The sequence below is a fragment of the Maricaulis sp. genome (genome assembly GCF_039978735.1).
In the GTDB taxonomy this organism is placed as follows: domain Bacteria; phylum Pseudomonadota; class Alphaproteobacteria; order Caulobacterales; family Maricaulaceae; genus Maricaulis.
On record NZ_JBDWAS010000038.1, the window covers coordinates 53,809 to 78,648 of the forward strand.

Below are 24,840 nucleotides of genomic sequence, written 5' to 3' on the forward strand. Positions count from 1 at the left end.
GACCATGATTGAGGCCCCACCTGCCAACGATCCTGCGGCTCTCACGCAGTACATTGAAACCCGGTTTCATACGCGACATCGCGAACAGCTTCCCGAGCTTGTCGAACTCGCCGTGCGTGTTGAATCCGTTCACGCCCAAGCCCCTGGTGTTCCCGCCGGCCTGTCGGTTCTGCTGCACCGCATGTACGGCGAACTGGAAGTCCACATGAAGAAGGAGGAACTCATCCTCTTTCCTGCAATGCGCCAAGGTGCCGGGCCGGGCATCCAGCATCCCATTTCTGTGATGCGGAGCGATCACGACGACCATTCAGCGGAAATAGCGGAGCTGAGACGGCTCACGAACAATCTCCGGCTTCCTGTCAACGCCTGCCGAACCTGGACCGTACTCTACGAGAAGCTGCAGATTTTCATCGACGATCTGGAAGCGCATATTCATCTGGAAAACGAGGTTCTGTTCCCCCAGTTCAAGACCGATGCTTCCGCCGAAACGTGATGCTGAATCAAGCGGACGCACCCCATCGACAGACCGTGCAGTGGCAGTTTGTCGCAATTGATACGCATTCGCATAACACGTAAGCACTTCTTGACTTTTATCAAACAACGCCGCGGCCGACGTTGTTTGACGCGCTCAGAGGTGTCTCATGTCCAGTATGCTGTCCAACCGTCCCGAACCCCGCTCCGCAGCCTTGATGACCACGGCTATGTCCTCTGGATTATTCATGGCGCTCGCGGCCGGAGGCGCGGCCGAGCCCCAGTCTGTTTTTCCCGGTGGGCATAGCGACAACGCCACGGAAACAATCGTCGTTCTCGGCCATCGCCCTTCAGCCCTGGACATTGCCCGCGTGCGCGCCGAAATCACGGCGGGGGGCGCCAGTGTCATCGACACGGCTGACATTGCGCAACTCGCCAATGTGAAGCTCTCCGACGCCCTTTCGGCGGCCCCCGGTGTCGTCGTGCAGGATTTCTTCGGAGCAAACGACCAGCCGCGCCTTCAAATCCGCGGATCCGGCCTTCAGCAGAACCCCGTCGAACGCGGCGTATTGTTTCTCCAGGACGGTTTGCCACTCAACCGGGCGGACGGTTCCTACGTGGTCGGCCTCGTGGATCCCCGGCAATCGGCCTTCATCGAGGTGTTTCGCGGATACACCGCCAATCGGCTCGGCTCTACGGTGCTGGGTGGCGCCGTCAATTTCGTCTTGCCCGAGGGCGACGCCGCCGGCACGCGCGCTGCCGTCGAGGTCGGCGAATACGGTCATGCCTTTGCGAGTGTCCAGACCGGATGGGCGGGCGAGCGCTGGTCGGCGCTGGCTGCGGCAAGCCACACAGAGCGAGACGGTTTCCGCGACTACAACGGTTCGGAACGCAGCAATGCCCATCTGGCCTTCACGGTCGATTGGAACGAGACGGTAGAAACCCGTTTTCTCGGTGGATACGTCGAAAACAGCTTCGATGTGGCCGGCCCCCTCAACATCGTGGCATTGGAGGCCGATCCGACCCAGGTCTGGACGGGTCCGGAGATCGTCGGAGGTGTTCCCCGCAATCCGGGCCCCAATGTCGTTCGGGACCAGCCACGTCGCGACACGACGCTCTACTGGATCGGCAGCCGGACGACCGCATCTTTTGACCGCCATTCGCTTGATGCCGCGGTGAGCCATGTGCAATCCGACGACAGTTTCATGTTCCCGATCCCGTCAGGCGAACGTGTCACCGATGGCGGCGATACCAATCTGATGCTCCGCTACGCCTACGCGGCCGACAACGGCGCCCTGCCCCTGCTCGAGATGACGACGCACATCTCTGTCGGCAGTGCCGACCGCGACTATTATCTGAACGCGGCCGGACACCGCGGGGCCCTGTTCGGCACCGGTGAGCTGGAAGCGGCGACCTATAGCGTCAACATCAACGCAAACATTCCGGTCGCCGGAGATTTCACACTTTCCCCCTCGCTGTCCTATGCGCATGCCGAGCGTCGCTTCGACGACCTCTACGAGAACGCGACACGGCCGACCCTCGCATTCAGTCCGATGAATCCCGACATGCGCCTTCCCGACGGTGCGATCGCGACCGTCGACTACAGCTATGACCGGGACTACAGCGAAATCAGCCCTGCGCTCGCCCTGAGCTGGTCTCCCAATGAGCGCGACTATCTCTTCCTGGCGGTGAGCCACACGTTCGAGCCCCCGTCCCACAACGACCTGATCGCCACGGTGAACGGAACTCCGAACTCATCCGCAGGGCGGCCGAATCCAGGCAATCCCGGTCTTCAGGCCGCCGTATTCTCGACCCCTACGCTCAGGGCCCAGAGTGGGGAAACGCTGGAAGTGGGCTGGCGTGGTCAACGCGGCGAGCTCCGCTTCGATGCCCTGGCATACTACTCGTGGCTAGACAACGAGCTGCTCAACCTGCGCGATGAAACGGGCGCATCTCTTGGCGCCATCAATGCCGGTGAAACCCGACATTTCGGAATCGAGCTTGGCGCAAGTGCATCTGTGACAGACCGTTTCACGGCCCGTCTGGCCTATGTCTATCAGGACTTCCGCTTTCACGACGACCCCGTACGTGGCGACAATAATCTGGCCGGCGTTCCGCCACACGTCGTCAATATCGCGCTCAACTATGCCATCACGCCACGGCTTGCGCTCGGCGCCAGCTCACACTGGCTCCCCGACGCCACGCCGGTCGACAATTTGAATGAGCTTTACAACGACGCCTATGCGACGTTCGACCTGCGCGCGGTCTTCCGGCCGACCGATACCTGGTCGATCTTCCTGGAAGGGCGCAACATCACCGACGAAACCTATGCCAGTTCGACGCTTGTCGTCGATGTCGCGCGCCCCGATCAGGCCGCCTACCTGCCCGGTGACGGACGCGCCTTCTATGCCGGCCTGAGTCTGGAGTTCTGAACCATGGACTATACCCGTGCCACACTGTCGCGACGACACGTCCTGACCGCCGGGGCTGCGTTGGCGGCCACGGCCTGCTCGCCTCGCGGCAATGCGGGTATAGGAGGCCCTCGCATATGGGGTCCACCAGCAGGGCCCAGCATCATCCTGGCCCTTGCCGCACAAGACGGTCTTCTTCAGCAAGCCTTCCCAGAGGCTTCCATCGCAGCATGGCGCAGTCCCGACGAGCTTCGCGCCGGTCTGACATCCGGTTCGATGCAGATCTCCGTCATGCCGTTGAATACAGCCGCAAACTTGTACAACCGGGGGCAGGACATCAGGCTGTTCAACATCATGACGCGCGGCCTCCTCTACATCGTGTCCGACAACGAAGTGCTCAGCGATATCCCCTCGCTCGCCGGCCTCCGGCTAGCAGTTCCCTACAGAAAGGACGCGCCGGACATCATTCTCAGACGATTGCTCGATCATCACGGACTCGATCCGGACTCGGACCTGACCGTGCGCGCAACAGGCTCACCCGTTGAAGCGACGCAGCTGCTTCTAACCGGCCAGGTCGACGCCGCCTTCGTTCCCGAACCGGCCGTATCTGCTGTCATTGCCGCGGCGTCTGTCATGGGCCGGCACCTGGAACGCAAGATCGACGTTCAGAGCGCGTGGCAGGACATCGCGGGTTCTGACGCCAGCCTTCCACAGGCCGGTCTTGCCGTCCTCGGCCAGTTTCATGATGAGCACGCGGATGAATTCAGCCGCTTTGGCCCGGCACTGGTCGAAGCGACCCGGCGCACACTCTCCTCACCCGGAGATGCCGCGCACGCCGCAGCCTCCACATTCCACTTGCCAGCCCCGATCCTCGAGGCATCAATCCCCCATTCTAATCTTGTCAGCGTGTCAGCCACTCAGGCACGGGATGAAGTGCAGGCATATTTCTCTGCCATTCACACACTGGACACCGACATCCTTGGCGGACGTCTTCCCGATGACGGCTTCTATCTCTAGCCGCCGCATTACCGCCAGGGCAGCGCGCCGGATCGGTGACCTCGGCGCCTTTGCCTGGTCTGCTTGGACGGGTGTCGTTGCACTCGCCCTGATAGCCGCCGTCTGGCAATGGGGCCACGAGGTGTTTGGCGACTTCGTCCTGCCCGCTCCGACAAGCGTAGCGAGGGGCGTCGTCGCGATTGCCACGGACGGCAATAATCTCGCCACGATTGCAGCAACCACACGCCGCGCTCTGGCGGGGCTGGCTCTCTCCCTTTTCGTCGGCGGCGTACTGGGCATGCTCTGTGGATACTCGGCCGCCGCCATGCGCGTCGCCCGGCCGGTCCTGACGGTGCTCCTGGGTGTGCCGCCGATCGCGTGGATCGTCCTCGTAATGATCTGGTTCGGATCCTCCGACACCACCATCATCGTGACGGTGGTTACGGCAGCAGCCCCGCTCCTCTTTGTGGGCAGCTCCGAAGGTGTGGTCGGACGAGATCGTGGCCTAGACGACATGGCACGCCTGTTCGGAGCCGGTCCGGTATCCCGGTTTGCGGGAATAGGTCTCCGGCAGGTCCTTCCAGCCCTGTTTCCGGCGCTTCGGATGGCGACCGGCACGGCGTTCAAGGTCGCCGTGATGGCCGAATTGCTGACGAATGCCGGTGGCATTGGCGGGGCCCTGGCCGATGCCCGCGCAACGCTCGATGTCGGCCGGGCCCTGGCCTGGATCCTGATCGCGGTCGCCGTGCTGATGTGCGTGGAATACGGGCTCATCCACCCCGTTCGCAGCGAGTTCGAAAGGTGGCGCAGGGCTGCTCAGCCGTGGGGGGTGAAACGGTGAGCCGGATATCACTTGATCGTGTGGGGCATGCCTATTTCGGCCGGACCGTGCTGGATGCCGTCTCAATGCGGATCGAAGCCGGCGAATGCGTTGCACTGCTCGGACCGTCCGGCTCGGGCAAGACCACACTCCTGCAGATCGCGTCCGGGCTCGTGACGCCGCTGCGTGGGCAAGTGAAACGACGGTATCGGCGGCACGCTATGGTATTCCAGGACCCGCGTCTGCTGCCTTGGGCGACTGCCGCAGACAATATTGGCTTTGGCCTGCGGCAGCGAGGTGTCCGGAGAGCCGAGCGCGATGCCCGGATTGCCGATGTCGCCGGGTTGGTCGATCTCGATCACGACGATCTCGAAAAGTATCCGGTGGAGTTGTCAGGCGGCATGCGGCAGCGGGTCGCCATTGCGCGTGCGCTGGCCGTCCAACCCGATTTCGTCTTCCTTGATGAGCCCTTCAGTGCCCTGGATGTGGGCCTTCGCCGGCGTTTGCAGCAGCTCGTCCTGGAACGTCTGCTCGGCCACCGGGCGGGCCTCTTCTTTGTGACGCATGACCTGGTGGAGGCTGTCCAGATAGCTCACCGCATACTGGTCCTGTCCGCGGACGGTTCCGGTCTGGCCGGCGAGCGGCAACCCGATGGCATTCCGCTGCAGCGCGATGCCCGGTCGGCTTTCGACCTGGCCGAAACCTATCTTGCCACCGACCCGCTCTTTGCCGACCTCAACAACGTCGAAAACCGGAGGGCGGTATGACGGTATTGGGCTCACAGGTCCGCCAGGCCCTGACAGAGGAGGCTCTACGCCTCTTCTTTCCTCTTGCGGCCTTGCACGGCGCGCTCTGGCCGTTTCTATGGACCTGGATTTTCGCCCTCGACCTGCCGGGACGCCCCGACCTGCCGGTCTCGTTGTGGCATGCCCATGAAATGCTGTTCGGCACCTTCGGTGCAGCTCTGATCGGCTTCATTCTGACCGCCGTTCCGGAGTGGACGAATACGCCGCGCACCGGGCCCCGTCTCATACTAGGGCTCGCAGCCGTATGGCTGATCGCGCGGATCGCCGGCCTTGCCGGTGTTGATCTGGCCCTGCCGATGGCGGCGCTCGCCGATCTGGTGTGGCTCTCAACGCTTGTTGGATTCATCATCGGAACGGGGTGGCGCGCCAGAACGCCCTCACTCAACGGGTTCGCGGTGTGGCTGGCCGCATTGCTGGTTTCCGAGACCGCCTTGCGTTGGGGCATGATCGTTCAGAACGAAGCCCTGGCTCGCCAGTCTCTTTGGATTGCCCTCCTCGCCTATTCGGCCCTCCTGAGTCTCGCCCTTGCGCGGATCACGCCTCCAATCACAAATCGCATTCTGGATCCGGACCAAACGACCGCCCCCTTCAGACCCCACCCCGGCCGTCGGCACCTCGCAGCTGGGCTCATCGCCGTTCTGATCGTCGCAGAGCTGGCCGGGGCGTCTGCCGATGTCACCGGATATCTCTTCATTGCCTGTGGTGCGGCCTTCCTTGATCGTGTTGCGGAGTCTTTCATCGGCAAAGCCTTCTTCAGGCTGGAAATTCTCGCCCTGTCGGGATCTGCCGCCCTGGCCGGGATCGGACTGATCCTCACCGGATGTGCCCGGCTGGGCGCAGGGGGGCTCGAAGTCTCCGGCATACACACGCTTGCAATGGGCGGGCTGGGCGGAGCTGTGCTTGGCGTCTTTTCGATCGCCGGCAAGCTCCACACCGGTCAGGTCTTAAGGTTGTCCGTCTGGGTGCGGGCGGCTTTCGGCTTGCTGTTGGCCGCACTTCTGCTGCGCATATTGCCTGACTTCGGCCTTGTTCCCCCAGGGCCGGCCCACGGGCTCGCTTCAACGACTTGGGCCGTGGCCTTCCTGATCTGGCTTCGAGAATACTGGCCGAGCTTCGCGACCGTAACCTCGGCACACCACGACGACGAGACGGCAGAATAGCAGCGCGCCTATTCATACTTCGCCCTTATACGCGAAATGTTACCTGTGGATCACTCCGGACCAGCTAAGCGGTACTGAAATCGGCGATCTTGAACGAAAGGCCAAGGGTCGTACCCTATACCAAGCACCCTCATACGGTGGATAGTACAGCGCAATGGGGGCCAACATCGATATATTTGCTCACTCCATTGAGGGTGCCGATGAAGCCGATTGGGAAACGTTAGCAGCACACCCTATCGCCGTTGGTAACACGGCATCGGTGTTCGCATCGTAACCGTCCGGTGAGCCCGCCCTTGTCGCTGCCGACGACATCGCCAGCCCCGAACCAAAGGTGGACTAAAAGGACCGGATCACAGCTCGGCCGGCGCCCAGGAGGCGTACGCAACTTGTGGGCCAACAGTTGGAAAGCTGATGGCTTTTGGTCTTGCTGGTCATCATGCTGGACTGATGGACGGATCGGGCCATGACGGTGGAACGCTCGCCCGACGCCTGTCAAAACCTATCAAACCTTACGACGGTTGGCGGGATCATGCGATCGGGCTACCGGTCCTGGACGAGCTGAAAGCCGTATTCCATCCGCCAAAACTCAATGGCATCGCGCCAGGGTTCGAAATGGCATTCCTCGCGCGCATGCTGTTCTCGTGCCTTGTCGATGCCGATTTCCTTGAAACCGAGCGTTTCTACAGCTCAGCACGGGGGGATGATGCACCGCGTCGTGGAGGCTCTGTCGGGTCGCATCATCTGGATGCCGTCCGCAGGTTCATGGAAGAGCATCGAAAAAGCGGGCGCGCCATCGTGCGATACATAGGTCTTGGGCACTCTGGGCTTTGGAGCTTGATTAGTCCAAACTTCTCGGACTTTGTCCAAGCAGCTATGTCGGCCAACAAATACCTTCGGCAAGATGAACAGCGTTGGACCTACAAGCTCTACGTTCGATGGGCAGCACGCGCCCACGCTGCGCAATGGGCGATAGGTTCGCATAGCGAAGTTAGCTCCCAGCCTCACACGGCCACAGTTGGCTGATCGCACTGCCATGCCCTTCACTGGCCCCAATGACGACAAGAGTGATTCATACCACTCAGTGGCTCCCTCAACGGAGGACTGATAAAATACATATATAACAGAAGCTTATCGGCATGTTCAACGACCAAATGAATCAAACCAATTGGCAATTGAATCAATTCAAATGTCGCCGCACAGCAGGGCGAAGGATGGTGGGCCCGGAGGGACTCGAACCCCCAACCAAGCGGTTATGAGCCGCCGGCTCTAACCAATTGAGCTACAGGCCCGCCTTTCCGGCGTGTGTTCTCGATACCGGGTTGTGGCGGGATAGCCAAGATGCGGCCGCAGGCAGCGCGGATCAGCGATCCGGGGCGCCCGTCTCCCCCTCGCCCTCTTCGCCCAGCGCCGCATCCAGTTCGGCGCGCGAGGCAGTGCGGTAGGTCTCGATCCGGGCATCCATCGTGTCGTCGAACCGGGCCAGCGTGTCGACGAAGTCGCGCCGACCCGTCTCGCCGAGCGCCGCGATGTCCGACAGGCGGGCTTCGATCAGGGCGCGCAATTGCGGCCAGTCCTCGCGCAGCCGGGCCAGCGTGTCGCCATGATCGCCATTGCCCGCGGCGACGGCCTCGGCTTCGGCCAGGGCCTGTTCGAACTCGTCCAGATTGACCCGCACGGCCTCGACCCGCTCCGGCGTCGGCGCGACGGCCATCAGATAGGCGTCGCGCACCAGGGAGGAGAAATCCTTTTCCAGCGTGTTGGCGGCCAGCGCATTGCGCGCGATCCGGTCGTCGAAGGCCGCCCCGCTGCGCCCGGGCACCAGCCGGTCGAAGACCAGGGCAAAGGCGAGAACGGCAATCACGATCCCCATCAGGGCGAACAGCGCCTGACGGCGTCCGGGCGAAAACGGCATTTGCAGGACCATCGGATATCCCCCCAAGAAGGCTTGCCCGGGGATGATAATCACACCTGGTGGCCAATTGATACCCTTTGCGGTTGCTGCAACCGGACGCGCATTAAGACGTTGCAATCTTGATGGCCGAATTGAGCCCATGCCATTCAGGCTTCACTCAGCTGCGGCAGTGTTAGTCTGGCGCCAGATATTGAAATCACAGGAGGACACCCATGTTCCGCGCACTTATCGCCACCACCGCCCTGACCGCCCTGACGGCCGGTTCCGCCTTCGCCCAGATCCAGGAGCCGCAACCGACCCTGTCGCTGTCGGCAACGGCCGAAGTCCAGCTCGCGCCGGACTATGCCCAGGTCAGCTCGGGCGTGGTCAGCCGCGCCGATACTGCCCAGGCCGCCATGCGCGCCAATTCCCAGGCGATGGCCGCGGTCTTCGCCGCGCTGCGCGAGGCTGGTGTCGCCGAAAACGACATGCAGACCTCGCAGCTCTCGGTCTCGCCGGTCTATTCGGACCGCCGTGAACCGGGCCAGATCGAGCTGAACATCATCGGCTATGAAGCCCGCAATACGGTCACCGCAAAGGTGACGGACACCGACCGGACCGGCGCCGTGATCGACGCCATGGTCGAGGCCGGTGCGAACAATATCAACAATGTCACCTTCGGCTCGGACAATACCGAGGATGCCATGGACGAGGCGCGCCGCCAGGCGATCGCCAACCTCCTGGCCAAGGCCGAACTGTTTGCCGACGCCGCCGGTTTCGAACTGTGCGGTATCCGCCGCATGGGCGAGGCGCATATGGGCTCGCCGCAGCCGGTGATGATGCGCGCCAGCTTTGCCGAGGACATGGCCGCAACGCCGGTCGCCGCCGGCCAGCTGACGCTCAACGCCTCGGTGAATGCGGATTTCTGCATCGCCGAATAGGCACGGCCTGCCGCAAGACATGAAAAGCCCGGGCATCACGCCGATGCCCGGGCTTTATTGCGTTCCGGCTCGGACCTGGCGCAGCCGCGCCTAACCGCCCTCGGCTTCCACGGAAATGCTTTCGCCGCCGAATTCGAAGGTGATCGTCTCGCTCTGCTGCTCCTGCCACAGCGCATAGGCGAGCCCTGCCGACAGGACCAGGAGTCCGGCGACCGCGCCGTAGAGCAGGATATTCCGGCTTTTCGATGCACGCATGACTGGCTCCTTCCGTCCGTTAGTGACGAAAGAGAAACGTGCAGTCGGCCATCCGGTTCCGAATGGTTGTATTCAGACAGGCTGGATCAGGCCGCTTTCGGCTTGGAGACGACCTGGTTGTGCTCGTCGAACAGCACCACGGTCGGCACGTAATTCTCGGCCTCGGCCGCATCCATGCCGGCATAGGCGACGACAATGATCCGGTCGCCCGGCTGGGCCAGACGGGCCGCAGCGCCATTGATGCCGAAGGTACGGCTGCCGCGCGGCGCCTCGATGGCGTAGGTGGTGAACCGTTCGCCATTATTGATGTTCAGCACATCGACCTGCTCGTAGGGCAGGATGCCGGCGGCGTCCAGATAATCGCGGTCGATGGAGATGGAGCCTTCATAGTGCAGGTCCGCCTGGGTGACGACTGCACGGTGAAGCTTGCATTTCATCATGGTGAGGCGCATCGCGCTCTCCTGACTACACAGAGGTTGCTGCACTGCACATACGTGCGGCGGAGCGGAATTTCAACGGCGAAAACCGGATTTGCGGCATTCAGGCCTGCGTGAAACCGCCACCGCTAGTGCCCGTCACCGGGTTTTACCCAAGATACAGGCGCCTGATCCACGGCGCCCATAATAACGATCCCCCTGCACGGCGCGCACTCATAACCGATGAAATCCGCTCATGCGTGATGACCGTCTCGGCCCGACGCGCGCCTCATCGAAGGTTCATGCGCAAGCTGCAAAACTGCGCTATACTTCGCGAAAGGGGAGTTGGATATGGAATCTCGCCTGGGACGTATTGCCGGTATCGCGACACTGGCGGCCGCTTCGCTCGGCCTGTCGGCCCAGACCCGGCCGCCTGCCGAACCCGTACGCACGGCCAGCCTGGCCGCCCTACAGCAACAGCAACAACAGCCGCCCGCGCCGGACGCGCCGCGCACCATGCCCATCAACTGGGCCGCGGCGCGCGAGGATGCCCGCACCCAGACGCAATTCAACACCCAGGCCGTCGCCGTGCGGCAAGTCCAGCGCTTCCCACAGCCCGTCAATGACGGCGCCGCCAATGTAGCGGCGACCCGCCTGCCGGTCCTCATTCCCACATCTGCCGCACTCGGCCTGGGCGAGAGCGCCGTGACCCGCCTCTTCCCGCAGGCCGACTTCTACACGCTGTCGATTACCGGGCCGGACATTCTCGTCGAGGTGTTCGGCACCCGCCTCGCCCATGCCGTACCGCCGGACGCGGCCAGCCGCCGCCGGCTGCGCGCCGCAGACCCGGCCGGCTACCGCGTCAGCCAGACCGAGTATGGCCGGGAACTGTCCTTCAACCGCTACGGCGCGGCCTACTCCGTCACCGTGGAATGCGCGGCGCCCGGGACCGATACGCGCTGCACCTCCGAGACCTATGTCCGCCAGCTCGCCGACGCGCTGATGATCGCCGCCGGCAGCCCCGAACCGGGAGAGGAGTGATGTCGCGCGCCGCGGAACTCACACTGGCCGCCGCCGTTGCAACCGCAGGCGTCGCGGCGATGATCTGGTGGCCGCAGGAGGCCAGCCTGCCCCCGCCGGCCCCGGCCCCGATAGCAGAGGAGACGCCCATGGCCGACCCCGGCACCGATCCGCAACCGGAAGAACCGGTCCCGACCGATCCCGAACCGGCCGATCCGCCGGACGAATTGCCCCAGCCCGAAGACCCGCCGGCGCCCGGTGAGGATATCCCGCCCGCCGAACCCTATCCCTATCCCGAACTCCCGCCCGGTCCGGAGGATGAGGCCGGCATCGAATTCAGCTGGATGCCCGCCGGCGATCTCGTGGCCGACAGCGGCACGGGCCAGACGCTGCAGATCAATTATTCCCCGGCCATGCGCTTTCCCATGGAGGCCGGCCAGGCCTATGCCAACAGCCAGGTCTACGGGCATGGCGGCTATCTCGGTCCGGGCGGCGGGCAGTGCAATGCGAACAACTACGCCTATGCCTGGCGCGACAATTTCTGCGAGACCCGGGGCTATGGCACGCCCATGTGCCCGTCCGGCACCGGCCATCAGGGCCAGGACATCCGCCCCGCCACCTGCCAGGACGCGACCCATTGGGCCGTCGCCGTCGCCGATGGCACCATCACCTCGATCGGCTCCTATTCGGTGCGCCTGATGAGCGATGACGGCGTGCGCTACACCTATCTTCACCTGGAAAAGGACACGCTGCTGGTCGAGGCCGGCGACCGGGTCAGCCAGGGCGAGCGGATCGGCTATGTGTCCAACGAATTCGGCGGCACGGCGACCACCATCCACCTGCATTTCGAGATCAAGATGGCGGTCGACACCGGCGGCGAGATCCAGAACACGAATGTACCGCCCTATCTGGCGCTGGTGGACAGCTATGAGCGTCTCCTCACCGCGAATGGCGGCTGAAGCATTTTCAGCAAAAGTGGGTACCGGTTTTTGCGGTTCGAAAATGCGTCCACTCAAGGACCCGGCATTTTCAGCAAAAGTGGGCACCGGTTTTGCGGTTCAAAAAATGCGTCCACTCAAACAAAGGCAAAGCCCGGCGCCAGGGCCAGACGCCTGAATTCGGCCCCGTTTCCTCTCATCATGTCCCGCGAGCGAGGCGCTCTTGGGGAGAAAAGGACAGGATCATGACATCACGCGTTTGGGCGGTTCTAGCTGTCGGTCTGGCACTGACGGCATGCGAGGGGGCCGATCGGCATGAAAGCGACGGCTATGCCGTCAGCGAACAGGGCTTCTACGCCGAGGACGCCATCACGGTTTCCGGCAACCGGATCGCCCGCGAGCACGCAGCCGCACCGCCGCCGCCCATGATGGAGGCCGAGCCCCAGACCGGTTCTGGCGGCGGTGCAGATGCGATCACCGAGCGCCTGATCGCCTATCGCTACGGCTACCAGCTGGAGACCCCGCGCGAGGCGACCGAACCGCTGATCGAGGCGCATCGCCAGGCCTGTCTCGATGCCGGCCCCGAAGCCTGCCAGGTCGTCAATGCCAATATCTACGCCCAGGGCGATCGCGGCTCGGCGGGCTCGCTCTCCCTGCGGGCCGTGCCAGACTGGATCGAGGATTTCCGCGACGGCCTGGCCAGCGAAGTCGATGCTGCGGGCGGCCGCATCATGCACCAGGCCCAGTCGGCCGACGATCTGACCGCCTCGATCTATGACGCCGAAGCACGCCTGACCGCCAAGCGCACGCTGCGCACCCGCCTCACCGCCCTCCTGGAACGCCCCGGCGCGAGCGTGGAGGAACTGGTCAGTGTCGAGCGCGAACTGGCCCGCCTGCAGGGCGAGATCGAGGGCGCCGAGGCGCAATTGCGCGTCATGCGGGGCCGCGTTTCCATGTCGGACCTGACGCTGAATTATACCTCGCGCATGGAGCCGGTCAGCCGCGGTGCCTTCGAGCCGCTGGGCCGGGCGCTGCGCAATCTGGCCGGCAATTTCGCTTCCGGCCTGGCCAATGTCATCACCTTCATCGCCTCTGCCCTGCCCTGGCTGATCGTGATCGTGCCGGTCTTCTGGCTGCTGGGCCGCTGGCTGCGCGGCCTGTGGCGCAAGCGCAAGGCCGAACAGGCGGCGGGCTAGGATCGAGGGACATGTACCTATGGTACGTGTCCCGGGCCAGACCGCAGACAAGGGGCGGGGCATGCCCCGCGGAGATTTGCCCCGGGGTCGAACGGCGTTCCTGTCGATCAGAACAGGGAATCTTTAGGGGACACGTACCGGAGGTACATGTCCCTCCCCTACGCCGCGAGGTGAAGAACCACTTCGCGGCGGTGGGGGCGGTGGCGGTGTTCGAACAGGTAGATCCCCTGCCACGTGCCCAGCAGAAGGCGTCCGTCCTCGACCGGGATGCCCAGCGAGGTCTGGGTCAGCGCGGCCTTGATATGGGCCGGCATGTCGTCCGGCCCTTCCGTGGTGTGCCACAGCCAGGACATGGACGGATCGTCGGCGTCGGGCACCAGCCGCCGGAAGAATTCGGCGAGGTCGCGCTGCACGTCACTATCGGCATTTTCCTGGATCACCAGCGAACAGGAGGTGTGCCGGACATAGGCCGTCAGCACGCCTTCCGCGATATTTACTTTGCGTACGAAATTATCGACCTCGGCGGTGAACTCGTAAAGGCCGGGGCCGGTGGTGGGAATGGCGATACGGTGCAGGGGCATGGCCTGTTTGTCGCGCGCTCGCACCACAAGGGCAAGCCCGCCCCGCTCCGGCCATCAACGCGGCGACCTGAAATCCGCCACCGCCGCATCGAGCGCTGCGTCCGACGTGTCTGTCCGGATGTCCGGCATGATCCCCGTCGCCTCCCAGCCCTCGCCTGTGCGCGGGTCGAAAGTGCGGCCGATCGGCAGGAACATCCGCATGCCGCTGTCCAGCTCGACCGTCGCACCGAAATGTCCGCCACCGCCTGTCGGGATGCCGGCCAGTGTCGCACGGCCCGTTGCACGCATGCCGAAGCTGAAGGATTCAGCCGCCGAGAACGTGCCATTGTCGACAAGAATGTAGAGCGCGGCCTCGGGCTGGCGCGGTCCGGGCACGGCATCCAGCGTCCAGCGCTCACGCGGCTCGCTGTCGCCGACCTGCGAACTTACCAGATGGGTCGGCCGGTCGAAGAAATACGTCGAGAGGTGGCGCACCGCCATCTCGTCACCACCGCAATTGGCGCGCAGATCGAGAATGATCGCATCCGCCCCGTCCAGCACCTCCATCGCGGCATCGAAACCGGCCAGATAATCCGGCTCGGACCGGAAGCGCGGAAACTGGATATAGCCGATATCCGGCGCCAGCCAGCGGTGCTCGATCGAGGCCGTGCGGCAATGCTCGATCTGTTCGCGGGACATGGGCGCTCGCGACGGTGCGGCCTGGCTGCCCTGGGTCCACAGACGCAGATGGTGGTCCTGAGCGATATCGTAGAGATCTTCCGTCAGCGCTTGCGCCAGCGCGTCCAGATCGGCGGCCTGGTCATAATCGCCGCCATTCTCGCGTAGATGGCGCGCCATGGCCGCACCGGTCTGCGAATAGATGTAATCGTCTTCCAGATAGACCGCGACTTCTTCGAGCGCCGCAGACCAGCGAGACGCCGCAGGCTCCTCCGCCTGCGCCGCCGCTATCTGAACGCTCGCGACACTCACTCCCAGCAGCATTGCCCGAATGCCCGGCATCACATGTCCTCCCTCAGCCTGGCGGACATGGAGCAGGCAAGCACCCGTCCGGGCTGTGACGGCGGCCTTACGGATTGGAGAGGTCGGGCTATTCCCAGCAGCGCGGGCCACCTTCCGGCAGCGCCTCATCCACGGCATGGGCTGCAGCCCAGGCGATGGCCATCGGTGACAGCGCATCCGGCGTATCCTCGCGATTGGTCAGCACGATCACCGACAGGCCGGTCGTGAGGTCGCGCACATAGGCCGTGCCGGAGTAACCGCCATGGCTGACCAGGGTGCGCCCTTCCCGGTGATAGGCCGTCCAGCCGCGCGCATAGCCCCAGCTGTCGCAAGTTTCCCCGGTGTCGAAGGGGCGCTGGATCTCGGCGGTGGCCGCCAAGGCGCCGTCATTGATGATCTCGCTGCCGGACAGCGCGGCCTCCCAGACCATCATGTCGTCGAGCGAGGATGTCACACCGAAATGCGACATCAGGCCGAACTGCCAGACGCGGCGGTTGCGCTGCAGCCCGGCATCCTCGTTCCAGGCATAGCCTTCGGCGCGATGCGGCACGATGGCCGACTGGTCCAGCATGGCGGTCTGGTCCATCCCCAGCGGACCGAAGAGTGTCTCGCGAAGATGGTCTCCATAGGACTGGCCGGTGACCTGCTCGATCACGAGGCCGAGCAGGAAATAGCCCTGGTCGGAATAGATCCAGTCCTCTCCGGGCGTCGCCACCATTTCCGTCGCCATGGCCGAGGCGAGCATGTCGTCGGTGGAATAGTTCAGCAGGAACTCGCCATCCGGCATCGCCTCGAACCGGTGGGCCAGCCCGCCGGTATGACTGAGCAGCTGGTCGATCGTGATCGTCGACCAGGCCTCCGGAGTATCGACGGGCAGGTAGTCCACGACCCGATCGTCCAGCGACACCCGCCCCGCCTCCGCCAGCGTCAACACGGCCAGTGCCGTCATGTGCTTGGTCAGGGAGGCCAGTTCGAAAACCGTTGCGGGCGTTACCGGCACCTGATGCTCGATCGAAGCCAGGCCATAGCCGCCGACATGGACGGGTTCGCCGTGCCGCAGCACAGCGACCGCCATGCCGGGGAAATGCCCCTGCTCCATCAAGGGCTCGACGGCGGCGTCGACGGGATCGAGATGCGGGGCCGGTTGGGCGCAGACCGGCCCGGTAAGCAGCAATGCCGCCGCCAAGCCAAGCGCTTGAATTTTCATGGTAGCTGTCCCCTGATCACGAACAGGCAGGAAGGCGCCGGAATGCGGCAGCATTATGCTCCTGTGCGCCGGAGACCCTGACCTTCAAAGCTTGCGGGCCTTCGGAGCAGGTTCTTCGGACGGACGGCCCCAGCTCTCCATCCAGTTCCGGACATCGCTCCAGTCGGCACCGCTGCGCTCTTCGCGGAAGGCCAGCAGTCTGCGCTCATCCTCGGCCAGCACTTCAGGCGACCAGGGTCCTGTTCCTGCCGCCCGCTGCTCAACCAGATCTGCCGGCAGACCCGCCTCGCTGGCGGCCAGGTCGGCCAATAGCTCTGCCACGGTGAGATTGCGTGCCGCGGCCCGGGCCTCGAGCAGCGCTGCCGTCGTCTCATCGACCTCAATCGCACGGAATTTGGCGTTCATCGCTAAACTCTAGGGCCGAAGCCCCGGGAAGTCGATTGGACAGGCCGACGGCCGACAAAAAAGCCGGCCCGAGGGCCGGCTTTTCGTTGGGCGTGTCGTCCAGAGATCCCGGAACGGGTCCGGGATGATCCGCTTTCGGCGGATCAATTGTCCAGGAAGCTGCGGAGCTTGCGCGAGCGGCTCGGATGCTTGAGCTTGCGCAGGGCCTTGGCCTCGATCTGGCGGATCCGTTCTCGGGTCACCGAGAATTGCTGGCCGACTTCTTCCAGCGTGTGGTCGGTATTCATGCCGATGCCGAAACGCATGCGCAGCACGCGTTCCTCACGCGGGGTGAGCGAGGCGAGCACGCGGGTCGTGGTTTCGCGCAGATTGGCCTGGATGGCGGCATCGATCGGCAGGACGGCATTCTTGTCCTCGATGAAATCGCCCAGATGGCTGTCTTCCTCGTCGCCGATCGGCGTTTCCAGGGAGATCGGCTCCTTGGCGATCTTCATCACCTTGCGCACTTTTTCCAGCGGCATGGCGAGCTTTTCAGCCAGCTCTTCCGGGGTCGGCTCGCGGCCGATCTCGTGCAGCATCTGGCGCGAGGTGCGGACGATCTTGTTGATCGTCTCGATCATGTGCACCGGGATACGGATGGTGCGGGCCTGGTCGGCGATCGAGCGGGTTATCGCCTGGCGGATCCACCAGGTGGCATAGGTCGAGAATTTATAGCCGCGGCGGTATTCGAATTTGTCGACGGCCTTCATCAGGCCGATATTACCTTCCTGGATCAGATCCAGGAATTGCAGGCCGCGATTGGTGTATTTCTTGGCAATGGAGATCACCAGGCGCAGATTGGCCTCGACCATCTCCTTCTTGGCCACGCGGGCCTCGCGCTCGCCCTTCTGGACGGTGCGCACGATGCGGCGCAGATCCTCGATCGGCACGCCGGCGCGCTGGGTCAGATCGGCCAGCTCGTCACGGATCTTGCCGGCATCGGTCGCCTCGCGATCGATGAAGCGGTCCCAGGCCTTGGACGTGCCGGCCATCGAGGACGGCCAGTCGGGGCTCAGCTCATTGCCGAAATAGCTGTCCATGAACTGGGCACGCGGCACGCCATGGGCGTCGGCCATGCGCAAGAGCTTGCCTTCCAGCGACATGCGTTCCTTGTTGATCGCATAGAGCTGTTCGACCAGAGCCTCGATACGCGCATTGTTGAGGTGCATCGTATTGAGCTGGGTGACGATGGAGTTCTGAAGCCCCTCGTATTTTTCCCGGCTCTGCTTGGTCAGGTCCTTGCCCTCGATACGGGCAGCGACCAGCTTGTCCTGCAGCTTGCGGAAGGCGGCAAAGTCGGACGCGATCGAGTCCAGCGTCTCCATGACGCCGTCGCGCAGTTCCGCTTCCATCGCCGACAGGGAGAGCGAGGCACCATCGTCCTCGTCATCATCATCCTCGTCGTCGCTGGAGCCCTCGGTCTCCTCGTCGTCGTCCTCATCCTCGTCGTCATCGTCGCGGGAGGACTTCTTGGCAGACTTCTCGTCTTCGTCGCCGGTCTTTTCCTGCGGGTCGGCCGGCGCTGCCGCGGGGGCTGCGCCCTCGGCTTCGCCTTCGCCATCCTCGCCCTCTTCACCCTCGGCCTGCTGGCCGCCATAGGTGGCGTCGAGGTCGATGATGTCGCGCAGCAGGACCTGGCCTTCCTGCAGCTCGTCGCGCCAGACCATGATGGCTTCGAAGGTCAGCGGGCTTTCGCACAAGCCGCGGATCATCGCATTGCGGCCGGCCTCGATGCGCTTGGCGATCGCGATCTCGCCCTCGCGGGAGAGAAGCTCGACCGAGCCCATCTCGCGCAGATACATGCGCACCGGGTCGTCGGTACGGTCCGCGGACGAGCCGGTATTCTGGCCCACCACGGCGGCCTTGCCGCTGGCAGCCGCGACGGAGCGGCTGTCGCTCTCGTCCTCGTCGTCATCACTGTCGTCGTCATCGCCGGAGGCATTCGCCTTGGCGTTGTCGCCGTCATCATCGACGTCGGTCTCGCTGTCGACGACATTGATGCCCATCTCGGACAGCTGCGCGAGCACGTCCTCGATCTGCTCGGAGGAAAATTCCTCGCTCGGCAGAACGGCGTTCAGCTCGTCATGGGTCACATAACCGCGTTTCTTCGCGGTCTTGATCATGTTCTTGACCGACTGGTCCGTCAGGTCCAGAAGCGGACCGTCCTGGGGTTCCGATGCGTCGTTGGCTTCGGCCGTTTTGCTCATCTATTCGTCCCTTGTCGCGCTGCCCAGTGCGCACAATTGGAATGTGTTCCGGGTCAGGACGGTTCCGATCGCGAGGTTTCCCGGCGCCAGGCCTCGACCAGCCGCCGCACACTCTCGGAATCATCCCTGCCAATTTCTTCGTTCAGCCGCGCACGTATCTCGTCGCGCCGGCGCTGTGCCTCGCTTCGTTCCATATAGGCTGCTGCCAGGCGCGTCCAAGCCTGTGTTCGTGCCTTGAAGGACGCCTCCGTTCCGCCCAGTGCCGCCTGCATGGGGCCGCGCTCTCCGTCCAACCGCTTCATTGTTGCCGCATATCCGGCTTCGGCCAATCTGGCCCTAAGCGTGTCGGTTTGCACAGACTGCCCAGAAGAGCAGGCGTCTAAAACGGCGTCGCGCAGTGAGTCAAGCGAACCGAGGCGCAAAAGCGCCAGTGTTTCCACCTGGTCGACCGCAATATCGGGATATTCGATCGCGGCGAGAAGCAGGTGGCGCGCCAGATGATCGGCCGGTTGCTGGCCTGCAGCCTGCGTCTTTCGTTTCAGTTCGGCGCTGGCCCGCATCAGCGGCATCTTCCGCCCGTAAGCGCCGGAGGACCGCCGCGTTTGCTGCGGCCGGCCGCCGAACAGCGCTTCCATGCGCTGGTCGAACTCGCGCCGGTATTCTTCACGTATATCGGTATCGGCGATCTGGGAAACAAGCCCCCGGATCCGCCTGCGGAAGCCGGCGCGCCGGTCCGGATCGTCGAGCGGTTCGGCATGAACCTCGCGCTCCCACAGCAGATCGGCCAGCGAGCGGGTCTCGGTGAACACCGCGCGCAGGGCGTTGGCGCCCTCCTCGCGCAGCAGATCGTCCGGATCCTTGCCCTCGGGCATGAAGGCAAAGCGCAGCGTCTTGCCCGGCTGCAGCAGCGGCAGCGCCCGGTCGGCCGCCTTGAAGGCCGCCCCACGGCCGGCACTGTCGCCGTCCAGGCACATCACAGGCTCGCCGCCAGCGCGCCAGAGGAGCTGCAGCTGATCCTCGGTGACGGCCGTGCCCAGCGGCGCCACGCCGTGATCCAGCCCGGCACGCGCCAGGGCGATCACGTCGAGATAGCCCTCCGCCACGATCAGGCCGCGGATAGTCTGCTTGGGATCGGACGCCGCCTTGCGTGCTTCGGGATAGCGGTAGAGCACCGAGCCCTTGTGGAAGATCGGCGTCTCGGGCGAGTTGAGATATTTCGCCCGCGCTTCCTTGTTCAGCGCCCGGCCGCCAAAGGCGACCAGCCGGCCGCGCGGATCGTGGATCGGGAACATGATGCGGTCGCGGAAGCGGTCATAGGGCGAGCCGTGATCCGGCTGGATCAGCAGGCCACACTCGACCAGGTCCTCGACCGGAGCGCCAGCGGTCACCAGCTCGTCCTTCAGCGCCGTCCGCCCGTCCGGGGCATAGCCGATACCGAAACGTACGCAGTCCTGGCCGGTCAGGCCGCGCCCCTTGAGATAGGTCCGCGCCGCCTCGCCTTCCGGCTGGCGCAGGGCGCGCAGATAAAAGGCCTGGGCCACCTCCATCCATTCCACGAGGGATTTGCGGTGGACGGTCTTCTCGTGAGCTTCCGGATCCGGCTCGGGCAGGCGCAGCCCGGCCTCGCCGGCCAGCCGCTCCGCCGCCTCCATGAAGGAGAGGCCTTCCATTTCCTCGAGCCAGGTGAAGACGTCGCCATGCTTGCCGCTGGCAAAGCAATGGTAGAAGCGCTTGTCGTCATTGACGAAAAACGACGGCGTACGCTCTTTCTTGAAAGGCGACAGGCCGACGAATTCGCGGCCCTGGCGTTTCAGCTGCACGGTGCGGCCGATCAGGTCCGACGGGCGGACCCGCGCCTTGATCTCGTCGATGAAATCCTCACCCAGCCGCATCTGAAAGCGTTTGCCTCACCCGTCCGTTGTCACAGCCGGACATGATGCGCCCGAAAGCTTCCGGCGTCACGCGATCAAATCAGGATCAGGCTCAGGCCGCGCCGGCGAGCAGCGTCTTCACCTTGGCGCCCGCCTGGCCGAAATCCATGCGGCCGGCATAGCGGGTTTTCAGCTCGCCCATCACGCGGCCCATATCCTTCAGGCCGGATGCGTCGAGTTCGCTGACGACGGTCTGGGCCGCCTGCTCGATTTCGGTGCTGTCCATCGGCTTGGGCAGGAATTCGCGGACAATCTCCGCTTCCCCGCGCTCGGCCTCGGCGAGATCCAGGCGGCCGGCCTTTTCATAGGTCTCGGCGCTCTCGTCGCGCTGTTTGGCGAGTTTTTGCAGGATGGCCATGATTTCCGTGTCTCCGCAGCCGGCGCAGCGGTCTTCCGCGCGCGCCGCGATGTCACGGTCCTTGATCGCCGCAGAGATCAGGCGGAGCGTCGACAGACGCGTCTTGTCGCCAGCCTTCAGGGCGGATTTCAGTTCGTCGGTGATACGGTCACGAAGAGACATGATGTAACTGGTCCATTCTGGGTGCCCTTTGGCAACCCGTCACGAAATCTCCGGTGTGAAAAAGTGATCGCGCGCCTCCGGGAAGCGCCATTTGTTTCGAGCGTCCGGGTCTGTTGTCCGCAGATGCGTTCCTGACTGTCTGCTCATCCTCGGCCTTGCAGCCTCTGAAACAAGGGCCGGGGGAATATGCCCTCGCCGCTCAATAATCAACCCCTCATCGACCAACGGTCATAAAGATTGATCGATCGGGCCGGGAACCGGACTTGCGGTATTGACCCGGCGGGGCGAAGAGACTAGCGAAGCGCCCGTTTATCCGGACGTCAGGATGCAGCCGATTCCCCGGCCGCCCGACGCGCGTCCCCGCAAGGCAGGAGAGCCCCATGTCGCAGCCCGATCCGACGCAGGCCACAGGCGCCATCGCCCTTGCAGACGGCCAGGTTTTCCTGGGCCACGGGACCGGCGCAAGCGGAACCGCCATCGGCGAGCTGTGCTTCAACACGGCGATGACCGGCCACCAGGAAGTCCTGGCCGACCCGTCCTATGCCGGCCAGGTCGTCTGCTTCACCTTCCCCCATGTCGGCAATGTCGGCGCCAATGCGGAAGACGAGGAAGCCGCCAGCGGACCGGCCCGCAAGGCTGCCGTCGGCATGGTCTCCCGCGCCACCATCACCCCGCCGGCCAACTGGCGCGCCGAAACCTCCTTCGAGGAATGGCTGCGCACGCGCGGCATTGTCTCGGTGACCGGGATCGACACGCGCGCCCTTACGCGCCGCATCCGCGAGAAGGGCATGGCCATGTGTGCCATCGCCCATGATCCCTCCGGCAATATCGATATCGAGGCGCTCAAGGCCGCTGCTGCCGCCGCGCCGACCATGGAAGGCCGCGAGCTCGCTGCCGGCGTGACGCGCGAAGCCGCGGGCGAGTGGAGCGAAGGCAATTGGGTCCTCGGCGAGGGCTATGCCGCGGGCCCGGAAGAGGGTCCGCGCGTCGTGGTGCTCGATTATGGCGTGAAGGCCAACATCCTGCGCCTGCTCACCGGCGCGGGCGCCCGCGTCGCGGTCCTGCCGGGCAAGGCCGGCATTGATGAGGTCAAGGCGCTCAATCCGGACGGTGTGGTCTTCTCCAACGGTCCGGGCGACCCGGCCGAGACGGGCAAATATGCCCTGCCGACCATCAAGGCCGTCATCGAGGCCGGCATCCCCGCCCTGGGCATCTGCCTGGGCCACCAGATGCTGGCGCTCGCGCTCGGCGCAAAGACCGCGAAAATGGCCCAGGGCCATCACGGCGCCAATCACCCGGTGAAGAACCACGAGACCGGCCAGGTGGAGATCGTCTCCATGAACCACGGCTTTGCGGTCGATGGCTCGACCCTGCCGGCCAATGCGGTGGAAACCCATGTCTCGCTGTTCGACGGCTCCAATTCCGGCTTCAAGCTGACCGACAAGCCCGTCTGGGCCGTCCAGCACCACCCGGAAGCCAGCCCGGGCCCGCAGGACAGTTTCGGCGTGTTCGACCGCTTTGTCGGAGCGCTGAAGGCGAAGGCGGAGGCCTAGACTCTCCCGGCCCGTTGATCGCGGGCCGGCGAGGTCCACAGATCGCCCGGACACGTTCGCCCCCATGAACCGTCACCCTGACGAAAGTCAGGGCCCAATTCGAAAAGCCGGATTGAGCCAGACCTGGCGGGAACGCGCCACGCGACCTGGATCCTGACTTTCGTCAGGATGACGGCCTCGTGGAGACAAGAGCGAACGACATAGTTGCCGCCGGCTGAGCACAGGTCCAAAAAGGGCTGGCTGCCCGCCGCGCATCACAGCATCATCCCGCCATGCTGAACCGCCGCACTCTTCTCGCCGCCTCACTCGCAACCGGCCTGACCGCCTGCAGCCGGTCCGCACCGCCGGAGGGGCTGTTGCGTGTCGCGACGACCAACCTGCCCGACAGTCTCGATCCGGCGCGCGGCGAATTTGCCTCGGCGGCACTCGCCTACAAGCAGCTTCACGCCGGGCTGACCGAGTATGCGCCGGACGGATCCGTCGCGCCGGGCCTGGCGGAAAGCTGGACCTTCCGCGAGGACGGGCGGCTCTGGTATTTCCACCTGCGCGACGGACTGACCTGGTCGGACGGGCATCCGCTGACCGCCGAGGATATCGTCTGGTCGGCCCGGCGTCTGGTTGACCCCGCCCAGAGCTTTGCCCGGTTGGGCGATTTTTTCGCCATCGAAAACGCCCGCGCAGTGCTGGCCGGCGGGATGCCGTCCGAGGCGATGGGGGTCAGCGCGCTGAACGAACGGAGCGTCGAGTTCCGCCTCACCGACCCTCTGGGCCTGCTGCCCGTGCTGATGCGCGAATTCTATCCCTTCCCACGCCATGTCATCGAACGCCACAGCGCCGACTGGGTGCGGCCGGAAAACATGGTCACGGCCGGCGCCTATACGCTGACCGGAGAGAGCCAGCTGCACCTCTCGATGACCCGCAACCCGGCCTATTACGATGCTGCCCGGGTCGCGATCCCGGCCATCCGGCTGGACGCGGTGCAGGACGCCGCGACGCGGGTGCGCCTGTTCCGGGCGGGCGATTACGACCTGGCCGACCAGCCGCCGGCCAACCAGATCGGCTTCCTGCGCGACCGGCTGGGCGAACGTTTCCGCAGTTTCGACGCGCCGATCCTGCGCTATCTCAAGCTCAATCACGCCCGCGCGCCACTGGCCTCCGCCGAAACGCGCCGGGCGCTGTCCGCCGCGATCGATCGCGGTTTCATCGCCGAGGAATTCTTTGCCGGCACGGCCAGTCCGACGCGCCATGTCGTGCCGGTGATCGATCCGGAAGCCGGGGCTGCCGGCGCCAGCCCGGCGCTGGAGATCGGCCGACCGCTGCAGATCCGCACCACGCCGGGCGACAATGAGCGCATCGCTCTCGCCGTGGCGGATGACTGGCAGCGCGCCGGCGTCGAGACCGAGATCTTCGTGACCTATGCCACCGATCTCTACCAGGCCGTCGATGCCGGCGATTACGATATCGCCGTCGCCAGTTTCAATCGCGGCCTGAAGGCCGATCCCTTCTTCATGCTGGACCCGTTCGCGCCCGGCGGGTTTGCCGACAATTTCAACTGGCGCGACGCGGATTTCGCCGACGCCATGGCCCGCGCCCGGCGCGAGACCGATCCGGCCGCCCGCGCGCTCGCCTATCAGCAGGCCGAAGCCCGTCTGTTCGAAGAAACCGCCATCATCCCCCTGCTGCACGAACGCGCGCACTGGATGGTGTCGGACCGGGTTGCCGGAACCCGCAGCGACATCCAGCCCATGCTCTGGCGGGAGCTGTCACTGCTTCCGGCTGTCTGAGACGGTTGCAGACAAGTGGCGCCAGCAGGGTGCCCGCGCTTTGCAGACCGCCAGCCGAAAGCCGGATTTCACCAGACTGTCATGCAACCGTAATGCGGCAGAAGAGCAGGCTGTGCCCCTGAGAGTTGCGGCTTCGTGTATCGCGCACTCAAGCTATCGGGGGGAAGAATGAGCAGATCCAGACATGGACTATTCGCGCATGCGCGCCTGGCGGCCGTCCTGCTGGGACTGACGCTTCAGGCCTGTGCCAGTGGCGGGGGGGGGTGGGCAATCGGTGGCCCCCCTCCGCCGCC

23 protein-coding genes and 1 tRNA gene are annotated in these 24,840 nt (G+C 64.5%); 13 read left to right on the forward strand and 11 right to left on the reverse strand.

Going from position 1 to position 24,840, the window contains the following annotated elements; translation table 11 throughout:
- The first annotated feature begins 4 nt into the window (after positions 1–4).
- The 7 genes from ABJO18_RS10490 to ABJO18_RS10520 all read left to right on the forward strand — a co-directional run bounded on the left by ABJO18_RS10490 (position 5) and on the right by ABJO18_RS10520 (position 7,687).
- Entirely contained in the window at positions 5–493 is a 489-nt protein-coding gene (locus ABJO18_RS10490; RefSeq protein WP_348515884.1) for a hemerythrin domain-containing protein, read from the forward strand.
- A gap of 148 nt (positions 494–641) precedes the next feature.
- Positions 642–2,903, forward strand: coding sequence for a TonB-dependent receptor (locus ABJO18_RS10495; RefSeq protein ID WP_348515885.1), 2,262 nt, complete (start codon positions 642–644; stop codon positions 2,901–2,903).
- A gap of 3 nt (positions 2,904–2,906) precedes the next feature.
- Positions 2,907–3,899, forward strand: a complete 993-nt coding sequence (locus tag ABJO18_RS10500; RefSeq protein WP_348515886.1) for an ABC transporter substrate-binding protein — start codon at positions 2,907–2,909, stop codon at positions 3,897–3,899.
- Positions 3,880–4,719, forward strand: coding sequence for an ABC transporter permease subunit (locus ABJO18_RS10505; protein ID WP_348515887.1), 840 nt, complete (start codon positions 3,880–3,882; stop codon positions 4,717–4,719). Before ABJO18_RS10500 ends, ABJO18_RS10505 begins: the two co-directional genes overlap by 20 nt.
- Positions 4,716–5,465, forward strand: a complete 750-nt coding sequence (locus ABJO18_RS10510) for an ATP-binding cassette domain-containing protein (protein ID WP_348515888.1) — start codon at positions 4,716–4,718, stop codon at positions 5,463–5,465. Before ABJO18_RS10505 ends, ABJO18_RS10510 begins: the two co-directional genes overlap by 4 nt.
- Positions 5,462–6,664, forward strand: a complete 1,203-nt coding sequence (locus tag ABJO18_RS10515; protein ID WP_348515889.1) for an NnrS family protein — start codon at positions 5,462–5,464, stop codon at positions 6,662–6,664. Before ABJO18_RS10510 ends, ABJO18_RS10515 begins: the two co-directional genes overlap by 4 nt.
- A 411-nt stretch (positions 6,665–7,075) precedes the next feature.
- Positions 7,076–7,687, forward strand: coding sequence for a CRISPR-associated endonuclease Cas3'' (locus tag ABJO18_RS10520; RefSeq protein WP_348515890.1), 612 nt, complete (start codon positions 7,076–7,078; stop codon positions 7,685–7,687).
- A 189-nt stretch (positions 7,688–7,876) separates the two neighbouring features.
- On the opposite strand, the gene ABJO18_RS10525 is transcribed toward ABJO18_RS10520, so the two are convergent.
- Together ABJO18_RS10525 and ABJO18_RS10530 are read right to left on the reverse strand one after the other, a co-directional pair.
- Positions 7,877–7,953, reverse strand: a tRNA-Ile gene (locus ABJO18_RS10525).
- A 71-nt stretch (positions 7,954–8,024) separates the two neighbouring features.
- The gene (locus ABJO18_RS10530) at positions 8,025–8,588 is read right to left on the reverse strand and encodes a hypothetical protein (protein ID WP_348515891.1); all 564 of its coding nucleotides are present in this window, start codon (positions 8,586–8,588) and stop codon (positions 8,025–8,027) included.
- 200 nt (positions 8,589–8,788) lie between these two features.
- Here ABJO18_RS10530 and ABJO18_RS10535 point away from each other — a divergent pair, with 200 nt between their 5' ends.
- Positions 8,789–9,496 carry an SIMPL domain-containing protein gene (locus tag ABJO18_RS10535; RefSeq protein WP_291885477.1) on the forward strand — a complete coding sequence of 236 codons (708 nt, stop codon included), beginning with the start codon at positions 8,789–8,791 and terminating at the stop codon, positions 9,494–9,496.
- Between the two features lie 90 nt (positions 9,497–9,586).
- Here ABJO18_RS10535 and ABJO18_RS10540 read toward each other — a convergent pair whose 3' ends face one another.
- Both ABJO18_RS10540 and panD read right to left on the reverse strand, forming a co-directional pair.
- Positions 9,587–9,751 carry a hypothetical protein gene (locus ABJO18_RS10540; protein WP_348515892.1) on the reverse strand — a complete coding sequence of 55 codons (165 nt, stop codon included), beginning with the start codon at positions 9,749–9,751 and terminating at the stop codon, positions 9,587–9,589.
- A gap of 86 nt (positions 9,752–9,837) precedes the next feature.
- Positions 9,838–10,203 carry an aspartate 1-decarboxylase gene (panD, locus tag ABJO18_RS10545; RefSeq protein ID WP_271184897.1) on the reverse strand — a complete coding sequence of 122 codons (366 nt, stop codon included), beginning with the start codon at positions 10,201–10,203 and terminating at the stop codon, positions 9,838–9,840.
- A 315-nt stretch (positions 10,204–10,518) separates the two neighbouring features.
- Between panD and ABJO18_RS10550 the strand changes: the two genes are divergently transcribed.
- The 3 genes from ABJO18_RS10550 (at position 10,519) to ABJO18_RS10560 (ending at position 13,321) form a co-directional block, all read left to right on the forward strand.
- Positions 10,519–11,208, forward strand: a complete 690-nt coding sequence (locus ABJO18_RS10550; protein WP_348515893.1) for a hypothetical protein — start codon at positions 10,519–10,521, stop codon at positions 11,206–11,208.
- Positions 11,208–12,146, forward strand: coding sequence for a peptidoglycan DD-metalloendopeptidase family protein (locus ABJO18_RS10555; protein ID WP_348515894.1), 939 nt, complete (start codon positions 11,208–11,210; stop codon positions 12,144–12,146). Before ABJO18_RS10550 ends, ABJO18_RS10555 begins: the two co-directional genes overlap by 1 nt.
- A 224-nt stretch (positions 12,147–12,370) precedes the next feature.
- Entirely contained in the window at positions 12,371–13,321 is a 951-nt protein-coding gene (locus ABJO18_RS10560; protein ID WP_348515895.1) for a DUF4349 domain-containing protein, read from the forward strand.
- 158 nt (positions 13,322–13,479) lie between these two features.
- Here ABJO18_RS10560 and ABJO18_RS10565 read toward each other — a convergent pair whose 3' ends face one another.
- The 7 genes from ABJO18_RS10565 to ABJO18_RS10595 form a co-directional block, all read right to left on the reverse strand.
- Positions 13,480–13,902 (reverse strand): secondary thiamine-phosphate synthase enzyme YjbQ, encoded by a 423-nt coding sequence (locus ABJO18_RS10565; RefSeq protein ID WP_348515896.1) that lies wholly within the window; start codon positions 13,900–13,902, stop codon positions 13,480–13,482.
- A 54-nt stretch (positions 13,903–13,956) separates the two neighbouring features.
- Positions 13,957–14,901, reverse strand: a complete 945-nt coding sequence (locus tag ABJO18_RS10570) for a S41 family peptidase (protein ID WP_348515897.1) — start codon at positions 14,899–14,901, stop codon at positions 13,957–13,959.
- Positions 14,902–14,989: 88 nt separating this feature from the next.
- Positions 14,990–16,108 carry a serine hydrolase domain-containing protein gene (locus ABJO18_RS10575; protein ID WP_348515898.1) on the reverse strand — a complete coding sequence of 373 codons (1,119 nt, stop codon included), beginning with the start codon at positions 16,106–16,108 and terminating at the stop codon, positions 14,990–14,992.
- Between the two features lie 84 nt (positions 16,109–16,192).
- On the reverse strand, positions 16,193–16,513 hold the full coding sequence (locus tag ABJO18_RS10580; protein WP_348515899.1) for a hypothetical protein: 321 nt from the start codon (positions 16,511–16,513) through the stop codon (positions 16,193–16,195).
- 143 nt (positions 16,514–16,656) lie between these two features.
- The gene (rpoD, locus tag ABJO18_RS10585) at positions 16,657–18,759 is read right to left on the reverse strand and encodes an RNA polymerase sigma factor RpoD (protein WP_348515900.1); all 2,103 of its coding nucleotides are present in this window, start codon (positions 18,757–18,759) and stop codon (positions 16,657–16,659) included.
- A 53-nt stretch (positions 18,760–18,812) separates the two neighbouring features.
- Positions 18,813–20,651 (reverse strand): DNA primase, encoded by a 1,839-nt coding sequence (gene dnaG / locus ABJO18_RS10590; RefSeq protein ID WP_348508370.1) that lies wholly within the window; start codon positions 20,649–20,651, stop codon positions 18,813–18,815.
- A 91-nt stretch (positions 20,652–20,742) separates the two neighbouring features.
- The gene (locus ABJO18_RS10595; protein ID WP_348508371.1) at positions 20,743–21,210 is read right to left on the reverse strand and encodes a GatB/YqeY domain-containing protein; all 468 of its coding nucleotides are present in this window, start codon (positions 21,208–21,210) and stop codon (positions 20,743–20,745) included.
- A 380-nt stretch (positions 21,211–21,590) separates the two neighbouring features.
- Between ABJO18_RS10595 and carA the strand changes: the two genes are divergently transcribed.
- The gene (gene carA, locus ABJO18_RS10600; RefSeq protein ID WP_348508372.1) at positions 21,591–22,763 is read left to right on the forward strand and encodes a glutamine-hydrolyzing carbamoyl-phosphate synthase small subunit; all 1,173 of its coding nucleotides are present in this window, start codon (positions 21,591–21,593) and stop codon (positions 22,761–22,763) included.
- Positions 22,764–23,035: 272 nt separating this feature from the next.
- The gene (locus ABJO18_RS10605; protein WP_348515901.1) at positions 23,036–24,547 is read left to right on the forward strand and encodes a peptide ABC transporter substrate-binding protein; all 1,512 of its coding nucleotides are present in this window, start codon (positions 23,036–23,038) and stop codon (positions 24,545–24,547) included.
- Positions 24,548–24,840 lie beyond the last annotated feature (293 nt).